Below are 18,062 nucleotides of genomic sequence, written 5' to 3' on the forward strand. Positions count from 1 at the left end.
ATTGCGTACAATTATCGTATCGAAAAGATTTTGTTTATAATAGATGATCAATTTGAAAGGCGGCTGGATAATGAAAAGCAAACAGGAGACTATCTTTTCTTCGAAAACATTGACCTACTTTTTACAACTGGCAGAAACAATGAACTATACACAGGCAGCCCAAATCCTTGGGATTACACAGCCTGCATTAACGCAACAAATTAAAAAGCTTGAACGAACAGTGGGTGCACCATTATTTTATTCAGTCGGAAAAAAATTACGTTTGTCAGAAGCTGGTAACACCATGCTTAGTGCAACACACGAAATTTATGAAGTGCTGAATCAAGCGACAGACGAAATTCAGCAATCAACGTCTGCTGAATCTGGCGAAATCAACATCGGACTATTAGCTTCCGTTGAATACTCTGTGTTTGAAGATTTTGCCATTCAGTACTATAAAGAAAACCCTGACGTTACCATCAACTTCCACATGTTGACGCGGAAAGAAATCTGGGATCGTTTGGAGAATAACCGCATTGATCTAGCGATTATGTACTTGCCAGATGACAGCATTAAAAACTGGAAGCCGTACCGTTCAAAGAAGATCATTACAGAAGATTTGCTATTCATTCACAGTGATGAAAAAATGGCCAAACGAAAGAAGATCCGTTTGAAGGATACACTTAACAACGTTTGGGTCATTTACCCTCGTGAGTATTATTTAGATCAAGTTTTGCGTGAAAACTACAAAAACGCCATGGTTGATTTACCTAATGCGGTGGCCCGTTTCACAACGCCGGACCAAATTTATCAATTCAGTGCTGAAACTGGGGCCTACACAGCACTGCCAAATAGTTATATTATTGCTAAGGGAGCTGACAGCAATTTACACGCTGCTCAGTTTGAACCCGGAATTAAATTTGACTTAGCGTTCGTTTTCCGTAAAGATAAAGATGAGATTCCTCGTGTGGGTCGTTTACTTGATGCATTTGATTCATACTTGGAAGCCGATGATTATATTTCACGGCTGACTCAAATTCATGATCAAAAATATGGTGTTAAACACCACGACGAAGGAGCAAAAGATTAATGAGTAAGGAACTGGTTTTTGGACACCAAAGTCCTGACACTGACGCAATTGTTGCTGCAAAGGCATATTCATACTTACAAAACAAACTTGGGTATGATACTGAAGCGGTTGCTTTAGGCGAACCAAACGAAGAAACACAATTTGTCTTAAACTATTTTGACGAACCAACACCACGGGTTATCACTAAGGCCAGTGACGAAGTTGATTCAGTTATGTTAGTTGACCATAACGAACATCAACAAAGTGTTTCTGACATTGAAGATGTTACGGTTACTCACGTTGTTGACCATCACCGGATTGCCAACTTCTCAACATCATCACCACTGTTCTACCGTGCAGAACCAGTTGGTTGTACCAGCACGATTTTGATGAAGATGTTTGACGAATACAAGATTGAAATTCCAGCACAATTAGCAGGGCTGATGCTGTCTGCGATTATCTCAGACACACTTCTATTGAAGTCACCAACCACAACGGATGACGATAAGGCTGCTGTTATTGCATTGGCTGAAATTGCTGACGTTGATTACAAGACATACGGTTTGGAAGAACTTAAAGCTGGTACTAACCTATCTTCTAAGAGTGAAGCCGAATTGATCGAACAGGATGCAAAGTCATTCGAAATGGGTGGTAAAAACATCCGCATTGACCAAATCAACACAGTTGACTTGGACGAAGTCTTTGCTCGTCAAGACAAACTTGAAGCAGCCATGGCCGCCGACGCCAAAGAAAAAGGTTATGATTTATTCCTTGTCTTGGTTACCAACATCTTGGACAGCGACTCTCGCTTGTTAGTATGGGGTGAACCAACTGATGTTGTTGAAAAAGCGTTTAACACAACGTTAACCAACAACACGGCCAGTTTACCAGGTGTTGTTTCACGTAAGAAACAAGTGGTTCCACCATTGCAAGACCAATTTAAATAAGCTATTTAATAAAGACGTTTACAGTGTATCTGTAGACGTTTTTTTAATTGAACGGCAAATTCTATAATTAATCCGAACAGAAATTAAAAAGCCCAAAGCAATCACTTACAATGGTAGTAGCTAATTCCAACCAATATAGGGAGTGATTAGCACTTGAACTAATTAATCAACGACCATTAAAAATACATCATCAACAGACTGCCATTGAAAGATTCCGGGCTTGTTCGGATTAAACTTGTAATTTGCCGAACCACTAAGGATATTAAGTATAAATAGTTGCCTCACAACAGCTCACGGCGAATAATAAACGTGTGAGAAACTGAATGGAGGCGTTAAAAATGGCAGAAGAACATGAATTAACGTTTGATGATGAAGTCGTGGCCCAATTAAAACCCTTACTTGTCGACGGAAATCAATTATTATTAAGTTACGATGATGGTGTTGGACCATACTCACATCATGGTCTGGTGGCACTCCAAGTGTCGTTTCAGCTCGTTGTTGTGGGCAAAGATGCAAATGTTGATGACTATCAAGCATTGATTCCCTCTAATTTAGGTCCTGTACGCTATAAAGACTATTCTGGCCGATTCCTTGGTAAACACTTGCATGCGACGTTTAACCGTCTCATGCACGCAATTAAGCTGTCTGACGAGGGTGAACAGATCGACGATAACGTTGAGGTTATTGTTGATGCATCCGCTAGTCAACCGGCGCAATCAAACTAACGCTAGTGACATAATGCGGCTGTGACATAGGTTTATTTGGGGCGAATAATATGCGCAATATCGCGCGCCAAAGTCCTGGAAATTCCGCTTAACTCAAAGCTGACCCATTCCCCAAGTTCGGGAATAGGTCAGTTTTCGTTAATGCTCGTTTTCAACACGTACCTATGTCGTCGCTCCATTCCTATGACAAGCACAAAGTGATGGGGATACTGTTCTTTTCTGGTTGAGCAGAATGCTTGCGTTATTCTCTATTTTGCGGAGAATAAAGGTATCGTTAAGTACACAAGACACAATTTAGTTGTGTACGAGATATATTCTTTTGAGCTACAAGGAGGTTCATTATGAAATTATCCATGTCATCAGATGCTAAGACTAAAATTGCGGCCGCTATGGGACCAAATCAACGTTTATTACTCAGTTTTGACGACGGTGTTGGACCGTTTTCAAACGTTGGTTATTGCTCATTGGATACTTCGTTTGATCTGATTATTGTCGACAAGGATGCAGAAACGCCAGACTATGACGCTATGATTGCTTCAGATCTCGGTCCTGTGGCCGTAAAGGACTACAGTAAAACCTATATGTCTGAACATATGCAATTAACAGAAAACACAACATTTCATACCTTACAGTTAACCGGTGACAGTGAACAGTTGGATCCAAACGTCCAAATCAGGGTGATGTCTGGTTCAACAGCGGAATAAGGATAATCGCATAAACGTCATCAAGACACGGCAACATTGATTCAACAACGAAGAAGGAGATTTGGCAATTGGCAAAAGACAAACAAGCAAACATTGATAAATTGAGCCCAGAAGCGTACGCAGTTACCCAAGAAGCCGCCACCGAACGGCCGTTTTCTGGTAAATATGACGCCTTCTATCAAGATGGCATTTACGTTGATATTGTCAGTGGTGAACCGTTATTTTCCTCAACGGATAAATATGATGCCGGTTGTGGCTGGCCGTCATTCACGCATCCGATAACGAAGGAAACTTTAGCGGAACATCGTGACCAATCATTGGGTATGGAAAGAACGGAGGTCCGCAGTAAGGAAGCGGACTCTCATTTGGGTCACGTCTTCACCGACGGTCCTCAAGCAGAGGGTGGCCTCCGCTACTGCATTAACTCAGCGGCGCTGAAGTTTATTCCAGCAGATGAATTGACACGCAATGGTTACGAAAAATATGCTAAACTGTTCCCAAACGTTAAGCAGGTTTAATAATAGTGATGGAGGCGCATTAAATGGCAGAAGAAACAGCAATTTTTGCAGGTGGTTGTTTTTGGTGTATGGTCAAGCCGTTTGAAACAGTAGATGGCATCAATAAGGTGGTATCAGGTTATACCGGTGGACATGTGCCTAATCCAACGTATGAACAAGTCTGCAGCCATACAACTGGTCATACGGAAGCAGTTAAAATTTGGTTTGACCCAGAAGTAATGTCTTACGACAAACTGGTTCAAATTTATTGGCAACAAACGGACCCCACGGATGCGATGGGACAATTTCAAGATCGTGGAGACAGCTATCGGCCCGTTATTTTTGTCAAAGATGAGACACAACGCCAAATTGCAGAGGCTTCCAAAAAGGCGTTAGCTGAGTCCGGTCGTTTTGATGCCCCAATTGTGACGCAAATTGAGGATGCCAAACCATTTTATCCGGCGGAAGATTACCATCAGGATTTCTATAAAAAGAATCCATTACGTTATGCAATGCAGGAAAGTGGTGGCCGCGAAGCCTTTATCGATAAGAAATGGAAGACAGCCCAACAGACATCGAAAACAACTGACTAATGTTATTAAACGTAATCTGACTTCTAATTAGAATGCCGAGTATGCTAAAATAATGTCATGTAAACTATTCCACTAGGGGTGTCCGGCAACTGCTGAACTGAGACGATAGATATCGGACCCTTCGAACCTGTAAGTTGAGACTTGCGAAGGAAAGTGGCCAGTGTGTGATTGCTTTTAGGCACTGAACCTTTTTCCTATGGGCTCAGTGCCTTTTTTGTCGCCGCTTTATGACGCTGTATATTTATTGAGTTTCTGATTAGCATCATCAATTTTAGTCACTGTTTGACACCGTCACCGAATTGGAGGATCACAATGAACCTGTCTTTATTGGAAGCCATCCGGGAAACTAATCCTGTTGTCTTTACTGTTGCTAACAGTGTCACGATTGCAGAAGTGGCAAACGCCGTTAACGCTATTGGTGCGTCTCCCATCATGTCAAAAGCTAAGGAAGAGGCTGCCAATCTCGTTGGGATTGCTGGCGCAATTGCGTTGAATTTAGGCACTTGGACGCCTGATCAAATTGACCAAATGATGACTGTTGGCAGCTTGGCTAATCAGCATCAACGGCCTGTTGTGATCGATCCAGTAGCGGTTGGCTTACCAAGCCGCCGCCAGCAGTTTGATCGGCTAATAGCCACTACCCAGCCAACAGTCATTCGAGCCAATGCGGGAGAGATGGCGGCTTTGTCAGGCGATCTATCTAACGGTAAGGGCATTGACGCTACCGGTGCTGTGGCTGATCCCAAACGCATTGTTCAGGCTGTGGCGCTGCATTATCATTGTGTTGCTGTGATGACTGGAGCCATTGATTGGATCAGTGACGGCCAACAGACAGTCAGTCTTCATGTCGGAACACCATTGTTTGCAACGCACGTTGGTTCCGGGGATATGCTCAGCAGCATCGTAGCTGCTTACTTAGCGGTGGAGCCCAATGCAATGACAGCCGCAGTGACTGGTACCGCTATCTTTGGCGCGACCGGTCAGTGGGCAGTTAACCAGTCCAAACTAACGCTTAAACAGCCTGGTTCGTTTGGTATCGCCCTGATGGATAGTTTTAGTCAAGTGACAGTGGAAACACTATCATCATATCTTAAAGATAAGGTCGTAGATGAATAATGACAGAACAGATGACATCACAATTCCCACAGGCTCTTTCCATTGCAGGCTCTGATTCTGGCGGTGGGGCAGGCATGCAGGCCGATTTAAAAACAATTCAAGAACGACATGTTTTCGCAACAACAGTGTTAGTGGCTATTACGGCCCAAAATACCTTGGGTGTGCAGGACTTCATGGCTTTGCCAACCAAAATTATTGACGAACAGTTTGCTTCGTTAGAGGCTGATTTGGCCATCAAAGCTTGTAAGACTGGCATGCTCGCAGACTCTATCCGTGTTCATAATGTTGTTGAAAATCTCACCCGTTATGACTTTGGTCCACTCACGGTTGATCCAGTGATGATTGCTAAAGGTGGTGCGCCGTTATTGGCCGAAGACGCTATCGCTACCGTTAAGAAAGAACTAATTCCGTTAGTCACCATCGTGACACCGAACCTTCCTGAGGCCGAGGCACTAACAGGATTAACCATTGAAAATGATGCTGACATGCAGCGCGCCGGACAGCAATTGCAGGCGATGGGGGCTAAAAACGTGATGGTCAAAGGCGGTCACGAGGCGGATCCGACAACGGCCAGTGATTTTGTTTTGCTTGAAAACGGACGGTCTTTTTGGTTGAGAAGTCCGCGCTTTGATACACACAATACGCACGGTACCGGCGACACGCTATCTGCTTGCATCACTGCGGAATTAGCCAAGGGTAGCGACATTGAAACGGCCATTCGGACGGGTAAGGCCTATGTTAGTGCCACGATTGCACAAGGCATCAAAGTGGGCCACGGTCATGGTCCGCTTAATCACTGGGCTGTGGTATCGGAGGAATAAACGAGCGATGAAATTTCAGACAGAACAATTAGCAGCCTATTTTGTTGCGGGCTCTCAGGACATGGTTGATGGTCGCCAACTACCAGAAGTTTTAGAGACGGCCATTGCCGGCGGTATCACGGCTTTTCAATATCGTGAGAAGGGTTCTCACGCACTTTCTGGTGACGCTAAACTAAAATTGGGCAACATATTAAGAGAATTATGCAAACAAGCTAAAATTCCGTTTATTGTTGATGACGATGTTGAACTAGCGAGACGTCTTGAGGCCGATGGTGTCCATGTTGGGCAATCAGATGAAGCAATTGCCCAGGTTTTAGACGAAGTACCAGACATGATTATTGGTTACTCATGTCACACACTTGACCAGATTCGCAAGGCTAATGTGCTCACCGCTGTTGACTACATTGGCAGTGGACCAATTTTTCCAACCATTTCAAAAGCTGACGCGGATCCGGCCGTTGGCACCGACGGGCTGACAAAACTCGTTAGTGCATCGATGAAGCCCATTGTCGCGATTGGGGGCATTAGTCTGAATAACCTTAATGAGATTAAGGCCACCGGTGCGGCAGGCGCTGCGGTAATTAGTTTATTAACGAGAGCCACAAATATAAAAGCCGCCGCAACTGCTATTCGACAAGCCTTTTCAAGCAAATCTTGAGCCTTGTTTATGAACGTGTTTCAACGCTTGCAACACTCTGTGAAAATCGCTACACTAAGTGACGGTTATAAAATCCTTTGGAGGCAGTGAAATGAAAAATAGACCTAAACCAATAAATCCGGCAATGCCGACAAACATTGCGGTGGTAATGCTTACTTTAGGCGTTCTTGTTGGCGGGATTATTGGCTGGCTACTGCCAATACCATTTGACGGTTCATTTATCTTAGGCGTAGTTATCATGTTGATTTTTGACTTTGCTTTTTTGGCTATTTACCGACGTATAACGATCGCTAAACAAAAAGCAGCCAATGCACAATTGGCCGCGACACAGTCAACCGACCAAACTGCTGAAAAAAAGTAGACTGGTAGATTGCGGTGTTATTAAGTTGTGCTATGCTTGATAGTGAAATAACAGCAGAAATGGCTGTTATTTTGGGCCCGTAGCTCAGTTGGGAGAGCGCCTGCTTCGCATGTAGGAGGTCGACAGTTCGAATCTGTTCGGGTCCATAAAAGAAGTCTTATTAAGAATTAACACAAAATGCAAAGGCATCCTGTTCCTAGATTTCTGGGAACAGGATGCCTTTGCATTAAGATGAGTTTTAAAATTTTGGAAATGTAAGGTCATTCACGTCATTGATTCTACATAAGTTAACGCTACACCTAGTTTGAGTGTGCTTACTTAAGTTCAACATTTTGGTAGTTGTAGTTAACCCCGGCGCTACTGTAAACCAAATCGCGAATATTGCTACGTTGAAGCGTACCGCCAACTGATGAGCCCCAGAAAAGCGGCACAATACCAACATCCTTGGTCAGCGTGCGTTGGGCATTTAAGAGGTCTTGATAACGGGCATTACTGTTTAAGGCGTCTTGACCAGCAGCTAAATCCATGTCGTGATCAAACGCTGTACTCGTCCATTTTGCGCTAATTTGTTTATTTTGACTTTGAAAAAGAGATAAGAAAGTTGTTGGGTCATTAAAGTCACCATTCCAAGTTAAAATCGTGGCATCATACTTACCCGAAGTAATGTCACTTAACTGCGCTTTTAACGGAACTGTTTGGACATTAACCGTTACGTGAGGCAGTTTTTGCCATTGAGATTGAAGATATTCTGCCAGCTGTTTGCCGTTGCTTTGATCATTCGCTAATAGCGTGATGTTCAGGTTCTTTTTGCCACTTTCCTTAAGACCAGTTGCCATGAGTTGTTTTGCATGTGCCATATCATACTTAGTCACTGCGGGTACCGCTGCCTCGCTCGCAAAGTCCTTATGAGTTGATGGATTAGTAACCAGTTTTGCTGGTGTAAAACCAGTTGCAGGAGTAGAACCGTCTTGTAACGTATTCCGCGTTAGTTGTTGACGGTTAATCGCATTCGACAAGGCTTGGCGCACAGATTGATTTTGTAGTGGTGACTTTTTTGTTTGATTAAGTCCGACAAAGCCTGAGGCCGCGCCACTGCGATATTTATAATCAGCTTCCTGCTTTTCATTAGCGACTTGTGTGCCAGACAGTCTGACAAGGTCGGCTTTGCCTGTCTTATACAGGTTCAATGCCGTGCTTGGGTCTTTGACAACCGTAAAGTGGATACTGTTTAAATGCACAGTACGTTTAGCCCAGTAAGCACCATTGCGTTTAAGTGTCCACGTATTATTGGTACCATGCCAGCCAGTTACTTTAAAAGCGCCGTTGTAAACTTGATGTTGAGCGGTTAGGCCGTATTGCTTACCATATTTTGTGACAACTCGATGATCTTGAGGGAGAAACTGTGGCATTGTTAATAGTTGCCTGAAATAAGGAATCGGTTTATCAAGAGTAACCAACAAGTGGTAGCGTGATGTCGCGTGAACGCCTAAGCTTTGAACTGGGGCCGAGCCTTTTTGAATCTTATCAGCATTGTGCACGCCAGAAAACAGGTAAGCGTACTGGGAAGCAGTTTTTGGATCATTGGTTCGCTGCCATGCTTGCACGAAATCCCTTGCCGTTACAACATCACCATTTGACCAATGCGTATTGTGCCGGAGTGTAAAGTTCCATTGAAGGCCGTTTTTCGAAACGGTTGTGTGTGTCGCAAGTGCCTGTGTCGGTGTGCTGTTGGTCGTTTTGTAAAGACCAGTCATAGTGTTGGCCAATGCGGTGTGAGAAGTGCTGTCCGTGGCCTTTGATGGATCCAAAGTAATCATTTCAGTGGGTGAAACGACTGTCATGGTTTTCTTACTCGTGGTATTACGATGGCAAGCTGCTAAACTCGTGACCGTTAATAATGAACTAATAATTAATGCAAATTTTGTAAAGCGTTTCATGAATGTCTTCCCCTATGAAAGTTTTAATTGACCAAGTAAAAAAAGACAGCCCACGCGGACTGTCTTTGGTCAAAAAAAACACCAAGTCCGCGGTTTGATACCCATGCAGACTTGATGTCAAAAGTACATCAATGAATAAGCCGGCACAGATACAATTTGAGTATCACACTCAGATTGCATCCGTGTTAACGGCGGTTACGCAACCTGATTACCAGCTTTGCCAAGTATTGAGTTGTTGTGCGCAACGGTTCATGACGAACTTCCTTTCACTTAAACTGTCTTTTTTAACTGCTAACTACGATACAGAATTTAAGATAATCTTGTCAAGTACGTTTGCTAAATGATTTTCTCTAAAAACGATTTAAAATAAGCAGAAAAGCTAATTTGACGGGCACTTTTATGGTAAATTGAAAGGCATAAAATGTTTTTACTAAGGGGATAATCATGTTTACACATCAAATCGATGCTCACTTAGCCTTAAAATTATTAAACACTGAAGATGCCGAAGATTTAATCACCTATATCGCGGAAGACCGCCAGGAACTTAGAAAGTGGATGACGTGGGCAGATAAAATGCAATCCGTTGAGGATGAACAAAACTTTATTCAGTATGCCCGCGGTCGTTTTGCTGACAACCAAATGTTGCCATTGACAATCGTCATGGATGGCAAGCCGATCGGCAGTTTGGATCTACATGAAATCGATAACGTTAACCGGCATGCGTCGATTGGCTACTGGCTAAGTTCTCAGTATCAAGGACAAGGCATTATGACCCGGTCCGTGGAACGTTTACTGACAATTGGGTTTGATGAATTCAACTTACATAAAATCATCTTAACTGCAGATGTGAATAACAAGGCTAGCCAAGCCGTTGCTGAGCGACTAGGCCTTCATCAAGAGGGAACGATGCGCGATCAGGAAATCATCAATGGTCATTTTTGTAGTCTTGTTCAGTACGCAATGTTGGAAGATGAGTGGGCGAATGAAAATTAAAGTTAAGGGTGTTTAGTGGCTTTTTAACTTCTTGAGGTCAGTTTATTCAGTAATCCTTTAGTGAATTTTGTGATAAGGTAGATTGTAAAATTAATCCGAACGCTGTTCGGACAAAAAAGATCAGCTTCCTTTAAAATGGTGTTTACCACAAACCCATCTTTTAGGAGCTATCAGAGACCACTTAAAATACTTGACTGGCAAACACCTTATCAGATCATGCTGACAAATTTGTCCAAAAATTCGGATTAAATTTGCAATCTACCATAAAGAAACATAAATGCTTTAATAGGGCTGTTCAAGGCGGTTTTTATTGAGTACAATAGTTTTAGAAAATCTTAATGATTCTAGTTTGCGATAAATGTTTAGGAGTGAGCCCCATGATTGAACCACATCGAAAAACAACTGAACAAAAGGATTCACAGGCACAAAATCAGTTACGTGTGATTACCAATCAGGCCACTGTCATTGCACAAGACCAAACGACCTATGTTGGTGGACCTCACTACGGTAAGACAAGTTTTGTTAAGGCTGTATACGACGCTACAGGTCAGGCCGTTGATCCAGCAAAAGTTCAAGTTGACCTCACCAACGTCGACTGGGACCAACCGGCCGATTACCGAATTAATTTGCAGTATACCAATCCTGGAAAAACGGTATCTGCAACTGCACATTTACATATTTTTGCGTTGGATGGCCGCGACGTTACTATTCATGCCGGCGAGCCAATACCTGACAAAACTGCTTTTATAAAACGACTGGTGGATCCAGGTCACATGGCTAAGGCGACCCAGAATGTCAAAATTAAGTTTGACGACGGTGAGCCTAACATTATGGCAGACAACAGTTATGGGTTAATGCTGACATATACCGTTAATGGTGTCACCGCGGGGGCGCATCAAGTACTCCATATTTTAGAAAATATGGTCAACGTTAACACGGCCAACCAAACGACTTATGTGAACGGTCCACGTACTAATCCTGACCGTTTCGTTCAACACCTTTATGATGCGGATGGTAATGCCATTGATATTGAAAAGGCGATTGTGGACATGTCAAAGGTCAACTGGCAGAAAGCTGGCCGGTATCCGGTTACTGTTCGTTACACGGATCATGGTAAAAATGTGTTTGTAACGGCCTACGAAAATGTCTTTTCACTATCTGCTCATAATCAGATTATTGTTGCTGGTGATGGTGACCCAATTCCTGCTCGTTATGTGGCAGATGCGAAGGACCAGTATAACCGTGATCGGTCTCGTTGGACGGCCATGAGTTATGACGATCCAACGGCCAATCATAAATTGCCAGGAACGTATAACGTTACGCTGAGCTTTGAAGTCAATGGTTCCACGGCTACGGTGCACCCAACGTTACAGGTTCTGCCCGAGATTTTGCGACCACAGGGTAGTGCAGATAATTTAACGATTCACATGCAGAGTCAATCAGCTCGTGAAAATACATCTGCTGCCTCACAAGCAGCCGGTATTCGTCACGGATTACGACACATGACGACTGGTTCACGGGTAGCTAATAATGCCGCCAAGGAAGCTGAAAAGAAAACGCGTGGCTTCTGGGCCCGTTTGTTCGGCCGCAAATAAAGTTCGCAGCAAAATGAAACATTTGACCGTTTGTAAACTTTAAATAGCGTTTTTTTAAAATAATGGTTAGCATCGCATCGATTAGTTTAACCAACTGGTGGGGTGCTATTTGTGGTTTCATCAGTTGAGGTGACATTTGTCATATAATGTTGTGACATGTACTTCTATTTTTCGACCCGAGAAGTGACTAAACTAAGCTCATCAAGTAAAAGAGATGGTGAGCAATATGTCGTCAATAATCGAATTAAAGAATGTCTCAAAAAAGTTCAAACAATTATCAGCAATTAGTAACGTTAATTTAAGCGTTGATGAAGGCGAAATCATTGGTTTAGTCGGAGAAAATGGTGCAGGGAAAACGACCTTAATTAACCTAATTTTGGGACTTCAAAAGCCTGATACCGGTCAGATTAAGGTTTTTGGCACGAATCCAGGAACTACCGTTTGCCGTAATCAGATTGGGGCCATGCTCCAGGAAAATGTAAGCATTAAAAATTTACATGTTGATGAAAGTTTTCAGCTTGTTCGAAGCTTTTATACGCATCCGCTATCATTGGAAAAATTGTTAACATTGACCGGGTTACGCGAGTTCAGACGTCATAATATGAGTGCTTTGTCTGGTGGTCAGCGGCGGCAATTAGCATTTGGTATTGCACTGGCCGGGAATCCACGTGTCATCTTCCTCGATGAGCCAACAGTTGGATTGGACAGTATTGCAAGAAAACAATTTTGGCAGAGCATTGAGCAACTCAGACATCAAGGAAAGACACTTTTCGTTACTAGTCATTATTTGGAAGAAATCGAAGCTGTTGCAGAGCGACTACTAATTCTGCAACACGGCAAAATTAAGTTTGACGGTCCATTAGATGCACTGACGTCTTTATATAGTGGGGCAACAGCCACATTTGAATCGGAATTAGCTGTTAATTACTTTAAGACATCTCCGTTGGTTCTTGAGGCTGAAAAACACGGCGATAAAATCACTTTAAAATTGAGTGATGGGGATCTCTGGCTACTTGAAAGCCAACATTTTCTCGATAAAATCCATCGTTTATCGTTAATGCCTAATTCGTTAAACGAAATTTTTACTGATGTAACACAAACTGGAGGACGCAATCATGAATCAGCTATGCACGCAAACTAAGTACGCAATCAAACGAGAACTGCTTCGTAATCCCAGATTTTTTCTTTTTAATCTCGCAATGCCAGCGTTTTTTTATATTTTGTTTACCAAAATTCTTGTTCAGGGAAGTGCGAGTGAAAAACAACAATTTAACTTAAATTATATGGATAGCATGATTTTTTCAGTTTCGGCTTTTTTAGCGGAAGATCGCCAAGAAAACATGCCAACTTTATTGGCCATTACACCAGCAAAACAACTATATTATTATGTAGGACTGATGCTGACGATGACAGTGATGAACATGCTATCGGCATCTGTAATTCTTACTATCGCGACTATTATTAATGGTGTTCATTTGACACTAAGTTCACTACTTTTAATAGTCGGATTATCCGCGCTAGGCGGGTTACCATTAATGCTGATTGGCGTCCTTGTTGCTAAATCAGGAAGACCATCATCGGTCAATAGTTTATGCAACCTGATTGTCTTTCCAATGGCAATTATCAGCGGTCTGTGGTGGCCTATCGGGCTATTGCCACATTGGATGCAACAAATTGGTAAGCTCATGCCCACATATGCAGTTAATTCTTTGTTGAATGTGGTCACTAAGCAAATGCACTTTAATTGGTCCTTTATCGTCAGTTTGGCAGGGTGGACCGGGGCGTTACTGATCATCATATGGCTGTTATCGAGGGCCAAAAACGACAGGAGTATTCAAGCATGACCTTTTTACGGCGTTATATTTTGTTTCCATCTAGATTTGGGTTTTACCCTTATTTTTGGTTGATTTTTCTAAGCTATCCAATTGCAATTGGTTTCGCAGAGACCGGAATTCGGCGGGTACTTACGTTATTTTTTCTAGCAATTTTCTTTTTGTGTTATCGAAACAGCTACGAAATCACCAAATTATTGCCATGGTCAATCGCGGGCCAGTTAATTGTGTGCGTGTATATGATGTTAGTGGAAAACTACATGGCACTATTCATTTTCATTGCGTGGGTAGTTGGTTCCTTACCATTCACGAAACGAGTTCGTTGGCGCTATTTAACGGCTTATTATGGCACTTTCACGGCTTCGGTGATTGCTGCAGTTACGAAACTTGTCGCGGTGACGCCGCATTTTCAACTCACTGATCGGCTTGATTTACTTGTCCTGCTAGCATTTGCCTATGGTTCACCAATTGCAGCAATGTCAGTGATGAGAACTGCTGACAAATCGCGTGCAATCCAGCAAACTAATGAACGCTTGGAAAACGTCATTCGACAGAATGAGCGGAATCGAATTGCTCAAGATTTACATGATACTTTAGGGCAGTCATTTTCAATGATCACCATTAAGACAGAATTGGCAAGAAAATTACTCAAGGTCGCGCCTGAAAAGGTTGATGAGCAGCTTAACGATGTTGAAAATGCCTCACGAGATAACTTGCAACTTGTTCGTTCAATCGTCGACGATTTGCGACAGTTGAACATTGCTGAAGTCATTATTAATCAAAATCGCAATTTGCAAGATGCCAATGTTACACTTTTGACTATTAACGAATCAATTAGTAATACTTGGCCGCGTCAAATACAAATTACTTTAGGTGCTGTTATTCAAGAAGCAATCACAAATATTATTCGTCATGCGCATGCTGATCATTGCTGGCTGACGTTTGGACAGCAGGCAAATTTGTTAACAATTTCAATTCGTGATAACGGAAAAGGCATCCATAAACCGCGTGAAAATAGTTCAGGTATAAGCGGTATGGCCAAACGAATGGAAACTATTAATGGAACCCTGGATGTTGCTTCTTCATCTGAAGGGACAACCTTGACCATTTCCTGTCCCAAACCTAAGACAAATAAGGAAAAGGAGCTTCAATCATGATTCATCTATATCTGGCAGAAGACCAAGGTATGTTGAATACAGCGTTAACCACCATTTTGAATCTTGAACCTGACATAACAGTGGTCGGATCAGCGACGGATGGTCAAACTGCGCTAAATGAAATTCGCCTTAAACATCCTGATATCGCGATTCTTGACATCGAAATGCCTAAACTTAGTGGTTTAGACGTGGCAGATCGGTTAAAGAATGATCAAAGTACCACTAAATCGCTCATTTTAACAACGTTTGCCCAGCCAGCTTATTTTAAACGTGCATTAGCTGCTGATGTAGCCGGTTATTTGCTTAAAGACAGTCCTAGCGATGACTTAGTGGAAAGCATTCACAAAATCATGGCTGGTCAAATCATTTATGCGCCAGAGCTGGTTCACGGAATGTATAATGCTTCGCAGAATCCGCTAACTAAACGAGAATTGGAAGTGCTTAGTGCTGCTCAAGACGGTGCTTCGACGGTTGAAATCGCCAGGATTGTGTCCTTGTCCCCAGGAACTGTTCGTAATTATATGTCCGCCGTTCTAAGCAAAATGGGCGCGCATAATCGATTAGACGCTATTAATATCGCCAAGAAAAACAAGTGGTTGTGAACAATCAAAAATGGGAAGAAAAAGCATCCAGGTAATTTACTTGATCTAAATGATAGTAATCAACTGGATGCTTTTAAATTTGGTTTTATTGATTGAGAATTTATTTTTTCAAAGCCGCATTGCTTTGATCAATGAAGGCCTGAATTGCCTCAACTGGAAAGCCACCGGCAACCAGTGCTCGTAATGGCGTATTAAACATCATCTGCTGGTCGGCAGCGCTGGCTTCATCCTGGTTTGTATATTGGGCCAACTGTTCGCCGAACATCTGCATCAACACAACCTTCGTTTTTTCGTTTGCTAAGAGGACACTGAGGTACGTATCCATATCGACAACGAGTGGTTGACTGGCGAAGTGTTTGATTGTTAGTTGCTTGGTTAGCGGCAAATCGCGCGAAGATGATCCGACCGCAATTTCGTACAGACCATTGTCGGCCTGCCAAGTCATGTTGTCAGCGTCGTACCAACTGAAATCGCGAGTATGCAAGGTGAAGGTAACCGTTTTAGATTCACCAGCAGAAATAGCAACTTTGTCAAATTGACGTAGTTCACGAACTGGTTTTTCAACCGGACTGACGAGGTTACTAATATACAATTGTGGCACTGCAGAACCGTCAACTGATCCAGTATTTTTAACGGTCACGGTAACTTTCAGATTATCTTCCTGCCAGTCACCAATAACTAAATCACTAAATTCAAACGTGGTGTAACTGAGGCCAAAGCCAAATGGAAAGGCAACAGCTTGATGATGCAGATCATAATAGCGATAGCCTACGAAAATGCCTTCGTGGTAACGCTCGTGCTCGTTACTCTGGTCAAATGTGCCATAGCTTGGTGTATCAGCCAGTCTGACTGGAAAGGTTTCTGCTAGTTTGCCACTTGGATTAACGTGACCGGTAAGGATATCAATTGTTGCTTCACCAACGGCTTCACCAGCCAAGTAGGTTTCAACGATCGCATCAACCTGATCTCGCCAAGGCATTTCGACTACTGAGCCATTTGCGAGAACAACACTAATATGAGCAACATGCTGTGCCAACGATTGAATTAAATGTGTTTGATTTTCTGGCAGTGATAGGTTCGTTTTATCGAAACCCTCTGATTCATCATCGTCACGATAGCCTACAAAGACAACAACCTGATCAGCATGTTGTGCCAACTCAATTGCTTGCTTTTCAAGCTCTTCATCAATCGCCGTTTTTGATAACTCGTAGCCAGAGGCAAACTGAACGTCTAGATCTGCTTGGTTCGCTGCCTCTAGAGCTGACACAACATGGTCTGGCGTGACATGTGAGCTACCTGAGCCCTGATACCGCGGTTGATCTGCCATTGCGCCTACAAAGACAACCGATTTGCCTGACTTTAGTGGCAATGCATGATCCTTGTTCTGCAATAACACAATGCCGCTATCAGCAAGCTTTCTAGCAAATTCATGGTGTTCCCCACGATCATACGGAACCTGAGCAGACTTTTTATCTAACAAACTAACGACCATGGTCAACACTCGACCAGCTGAAAGATCTAGTTGTTCATCTGTAATCGTGCCAGCTTTAACAGCGTCGACGATTTCACTAGTTGAGGCATCACCTTTACCAGGCATTTCAAGGTCCAAACCAGCTTGAAGGGAAGCAACGTGATCAGCTACAGCCATCCAGTCTGACATGACGACACCGGTAAATCCCCATTCCTGACGTAAAATATCGGTTAACAACCGCTCGTTTTGGACATTGAGGACGCCATTAATTTTGTTATATGACGCCATTACAGCTTCGGGGTGTGCTTGCTTGATGATGCGTTCAAACGGCGCTAAATAAATTTCTCGAAGTGTGCGCTCATCCATATCAGATGAATTAGTGAAACGGTGATTTTCACGATTATTGGCCGCAAAATGTTTAACGGTAGCCCCAACACCCTTATCATGCAAACCATTGATATAGGCGGTACCAATTTCACCAGCTACGAGTGGGTCCTCTGAATAATACTCAAAATTACGGCCTCCGAGTGGCGAACGCTTGATGTTTATACCTGGTCCCAAAAGTAAACTAATGTTTTCAGCTTGAGCTTCTTCACCTAAATGTTGACCTAAATCGCGTGCCAACGAGCGATCAAAAGTGCTAGCGACGAGTGCTGCCGAAGGATAGGAAATTGCCTTGACGCTCGCGTTAACACTAAGCGTTTCACCTTCCTTAGGTATTTGTTTACGCAAACCAGCTGGGCCATCAGTCATCATGATGGCGCTAATGTCGGCCGCGTTTGCGGCAGCAGTAAACCACATGTTTTTTCCGCTTACCAGCGCGGCCTTTTGTTCAAGTGTGAGTTGATCAAGCACAGCCAAAACCTTTTTATCCATAATTTGACGCCTCCAAAAATATGTTTAATTAGGGCAAATTCTATAATTAATCCGAACAGAAATTAAAAAGCCCAAAGCAATCACTTACAATGGTAGTAGCTAATTCCAACCAATATAGGGAGTGATTAC

General features: G+C 42.9%; 18 protein-coding genes, 1 tRNA gene and 1 riboswitch. Of the genes, 17 read left to right on the plus strand and 2 right to left on the minus strand.

Features of this window, described 5'->3' with window-relative positions; genetic code table 11:
• Positions 1-70 precede the first annotated feature (70 nt).
• From GB992_RS03850 to GB992_RS03900, 11 genes are all read left to right on the plus strand, one after another.
• Positions 71-1,069: a LysR family transcriptional regulator gene (locus GB992_RS03850; RefSeq protein WP_161001294.1), complete on the plus strand. Its 999-nt coding sequence runs from the start codon at positions 71-73 to the stop codon at positions 1,067-1,069.
• Positions 1,069-1,995: a manganese-dependent inorganic pyrophosphatase gene (locus GB992_RS03855; protein ID WP_017261881.1), complete on the plus strand. Its 927-nt coding sequence runs from the start codon at positions 1,069-1,071 to the stop codon at positions 1,993-1,995. Before GB992_RS03850 ends, GB992_RS03855 begins: the two co-directional genes overlap by 1 nt.
• 338 nt (positions 1,996-2,333) lie before the next feature.
• The gene (locus GB992_RS03860) at positions 2,334-2,720 is read left to right on the plus strand and encodes an iron-sulfur cluster biosynthesis family protein (RefSeq protein WP_161001295.1); all 387 of its coding nucleotides are present in this window, start codon (positions 2,334-2,336) and stop codon (positions 2,718-2,720) included.
• Positions 2,721-3,061: 341 nt separating this feature from the next.
• Positions 3,062-3,424, plus strand: a complete 363-nt coding sequence (locus tag GB992_RS03865) for an iron-sulfur cluster biosynthesis family protein (RefSeq protein WP_161001296.1) — start codon at positions 3,062-3,064, stop codon at positions 3,422-3,424.
• A 68-nt stretch (positions 3,425-3,492) separates the two neighbouring features.
• Entirely contained in the window at positions 3,493-3,942 is a 450-nt protein-coding gene (msrB, locus tag GB992_RS03870; protein ID WP_162855614.1) for a peptide-methionine (R)-S-oxide reductase MsrB, read from the plus strand.
• A gap of 23 nt (positions 3,943-3,965) precedes the next feature.
• Positions 3,966-4,514, plus strand: coding sequence for a peptide-methionine (S)-S-oxide reductase MsrA (msrA, locus tag GB992_RS03875; protein ID WP_161001297.1), 549 nt, complete (start codon positions 3,966-3,968; stop codon positions 4,512-4,514).
• Between the two features lie 64 nt (positions 4,515-4,578).
• Positions 4,579-4,683: riboswitch (TPP riboswitch) on the plus strand.
• A gap of 143 nt (positions 4,684-4,826) precedes the next feature.
• Positions 4,827-5,630: a hydroxyethylthiazole kinase gene (thiM, locus tag GB992_RS03880; RefSeq protein ID WP_161001298.1), complete on the plus strand. Its 804-nt coding sequence runs from the start codon at positions 4,827-4,829 to the stop codon at positions 5,628-5,630.
• A gap of 11 nt (positions 5,631-5,641) precedes the next feature.
• Positions 5,642-6,451 carry a bifunctional hydroxymethylpyrimidine kinase/phosphomethylpyrimidine kinase gene (thiD, locus tag GB992_RS03885; protein WP_161001525.1) on the plus strand — a complete coding sequence of 270 codons (810 nt, stop codon included), beginning with the start codon at positions 5,642-5,644 and terminating at the stop codon, positions 6,449-6,451.
• Between the two features lie 7 nt (positions 6,452-6,458).
• Positions 6,459-7,109, plus strand: a complete 651-nt coding sequence (gene thiE, locus GB992_RS03890; protein ID WP_161001299.1) for a thiamine phosphate synthase — start codon at positions 6,459-6,461, stop codon at positions 7,107-7,109.
• A gap of 91 nt (positions 7,110-7,200) precedes the next feature.
• Positions 7,201-7,470 (plus strand): hypothetical protein, encoded by a 270-nt coding sequence (locus GB992_RS03895; protein ID WP_161001300.1) that lies wholly within the window; start codon positions 7,201-7,203, stop codon positions 7,468-7,470.
• A gap of 73 nt (positions 7,471-7,543) precedes the next feature.
• A tRNA-Ala gene (locus GB992_RS03900) sits at positions 7,544-7,616 on the plus strand.
• Between the two features lie 168 nt (positions 7,617-7,784).
• Here GB992_RS03900 and GB992_RS03905 read toward each other — a convergent pair.
• Positions 7,785-9,407: a peptide ABC transporter substrate-binding protein gene (locus GB992_RS03905; RefSeq protein ID WP_161001301.1), complete on the minus strand. Its 1,623-nt coding sequence runs from the start codon at positions 9,405-9,407 to the stop codon at positions 7,785-7,787.
• Positions 9,408-9,851: 444 nt separating this feature from the next.
• Here GB992_RS03905 and GB992_RS03910 point away from each other — a divergent pair, with 444 nt between their 5' ends.
• The 6 genes from GB992_RS03910 to GB992_RS03935 all read left to right on the plus strand — a co-directional run bounded on the left by GB992_RS03910 (position 9,852) and on the right by GB992_RS03935 (position 15,586).
• A complete protein-coding gene (locus GB992_RS03910; protein ID WP_161001302.1) occupies positions 9,852-10,400 on the plus strand; it encodes a GNAT family N-acetyltransferase in 549 nt (182 codons plus the stop codon).
• A 377-nt stretch (positions 10,401-10,777) separates the two neighbouring features.
• Complete coding sequence (locus tag GB992_RS03915; protein WP_161001303.1) at positions 10,778-11,995, plus strand: bacterial Ig-like domain-containing protein; 1,218 nt, start codon at positions 10,778-10,780, stop codon at positions 11,993-11,995.
• Between the two features lie 226 nt (positions 11,996-12,221).
• Complete coding sequence (locus GB992_RS03920) at positions 12,222-13,136, plus strand: ABC transporter ATP-binding protein (RefSeq protein WP_161001304.1); 915 nt, start codon at positions 12,222-12,224, stop codon at positions 13,134-13,136.
• Entirely contained in the window at positions 13,111-13,839 is a 729-nt protein-coding gene (locus GB992_RS03925) for an ABC transporter permease (RefSeq protein ID WP_161001305.1), read from the plus strand. Before GB992_RS03920 ends, GB992_RS03925 begins: the two co-directional genes overlap by 26 nt.
• Positions 13,840-14,087: 248 nt before the next feature.
• On the plus strand, positions 14,088-14,984 hold the full coding sequence (locus GB992_RS03930; RefSeq protein ID WP_161001306.1) for a sensor histidine kinase: 897 nt from the start codon (positions 14,088-14,090) through the stop codon (positions 14,982-14,984).
• The gene (locus tag GB992_RS03935) at positions 14,981-15,586 is read left to right on the plus strand and encodes a response regulator transcription factor (RefSeq protein ID WP_161001307.1); all 606 of its coding nucleotides are present in this window, start codon (positions 14,981-14,983) and stop codon (positions 15,584-15,586) included. The genes GB992_RS03930 and GB992_RS03935 overlap by 4 nt, the downstream gene beginning before the upstream one ends.
• 100 nt (positions 15,587-15,686) lie before the next feature.
• On the opposite strand, the gene GB992_RS03940 is transcribed toward GB992_RS03935, so the two are convergent.
• Positions 15,687-17,933: a beta-glucosidase gene (locus GB992_RS03940; RefSeq protein ID WP_161001308.1), complete on the minus strand. Its 2,247-nt coding sequence runs from the start codon at positions 17,931-17,933 to the stop codon at positions 15,687-15,689.
• Positions 17,934-18,062: the final 129 nt, after the last annotated feature.

It is taken from the genome of Furfurilactobacillus milii, from assembly GCF_009863985.1.
GTDB classification, from domain to species: domain Bacteria; phylum Bacillota; class Bacilli; order Lactobacillales; family Lactobacillaceae; genus Furfurilactobacillus; species Furfurilactobacillus milii_A.

What these genes read in the sequence shown, in the direction of transcription:
- thiE (WP_161001299.1), top strand. Translation starts at nt 6,459, where the DNA reads ATGAAATTTCAGACAGAACAATTAGCAGCCTATTTTGTTGCGGGCTCT.
- GB992_RS03915 (WP_161001303.1), top strand. Translation starts at nt 10,778, where the DNA reads ATGATTGAACCACATCGAAAAACAACTGAACAAAAGGATTCACAGGCA.
- GB992_RS03865 (WP_161001296.1), top strand. Translation starts at nt 3,062, where the DNA reads ATGAAATTATCCATGTCATCAGATGCTAAGACTAAAATTGCGGCCGCT.
- GB992_RS03860 (WP_161001295.1), top strand. Translation starts at nt 2,334, where the DNA reads ATGGCAGAAGAACATGAATTAACGTTTGATGATGAAGTCGTGGCCCAA.
- msrA (WP_161001297.1), top strand. Translation starts at nt 3,966, where the DNA reads ATGGCAGAAGAAACAGCAATTTTTGCAGGTGGTTGTTTTTGGTGTATG.
- GB992_RS03905 (WP_161001301.1), bottom strand. Translation starts at nt 9,407, where the DNA reads ATGAAACGCTTTACAAAATTTGCATTAATTATTAGTTCATTATTAACG.
- GB992_RS03850 (WP_161001294.1), top strand. Translation starts at nt 71, where the DNA reads ATGAAAAGCAAACAGGAGACTATCTTTTCTTCGAAAACATTGACCTAC.
- GB992_RS03920 (WP_161001304.1), top strand. Translation starts at nt 12,222, where the DNA reads ATGTCGTCAATAATCGAATTAAAGAATGTCTCAAAAAAGTTCAAACAA.
- GB992_RS03935 (WP_161001307.1), top strand. Translation starts at nt 14,981, where the DNA reads ATGATTCATCTATATCTGGCAGAAGACCAAGGTATGTTGAATACAGCG.
- GB992_RS03940 (WP_161001308.1), bottom strand. Translation starts at nt 17,933, where the DNA reads ATGGATAAAAAGGTTTTGGCTGTGCTTGATCAACTCACACTTGAACAA.
- thiD (WP_161001525.1), top strand. Translation starts at nt 5,642, where the DNA reads ATGACATCACAATTCCCACAGGCTCTTTCCATTGCAGGCTCTGATTCT.
- GB992_RS03925 (WP_161001305.1), top strand. Translation starts at nt 13,111, where the DNA reads ATGAATCAGCTATGCACGCAAACTAAGTACGCAATCAAACGAGAACTG.
- GB992_RS03895 (WP_161001300.1), top strand. Translation starts at nt 7,201, where the DNA reads ATGAAAAATAGACCTAAACCAATAAATCCGGCAATGCCGACAAACATT.
- GB992_RS03855 (WP_017261881.1), top strand. Translation starts at nt 1,069, where the DNA reads ATGAGTAAGGAACTGGTTTTTGGACACCAAAGTCCTGACACTGACGCA.
- GB992_RS03930 (WP_161001306.1), top strand. Translation starts at nt 14,088, where the DNA reads ATGGCACTATTCATTTTCATTGCGTGGGTAGTTGGTTCCTTACCATTC.
- GB992_RS03910 (WP_161001302.1), top strand. Translation starts at nt 9,852, where the DNA reads ATGTTTACACATCAAATCGATGCTCACTTAGCCTTAAAATTATTAAAC.
- thiM (WP_161001298.1), top strand. Translation starts at nt 4,827, where the DNA reads ATGAACCTGTCTTTATTGGAAGCCATCCGGGAAACTAATCCTGTTGTC.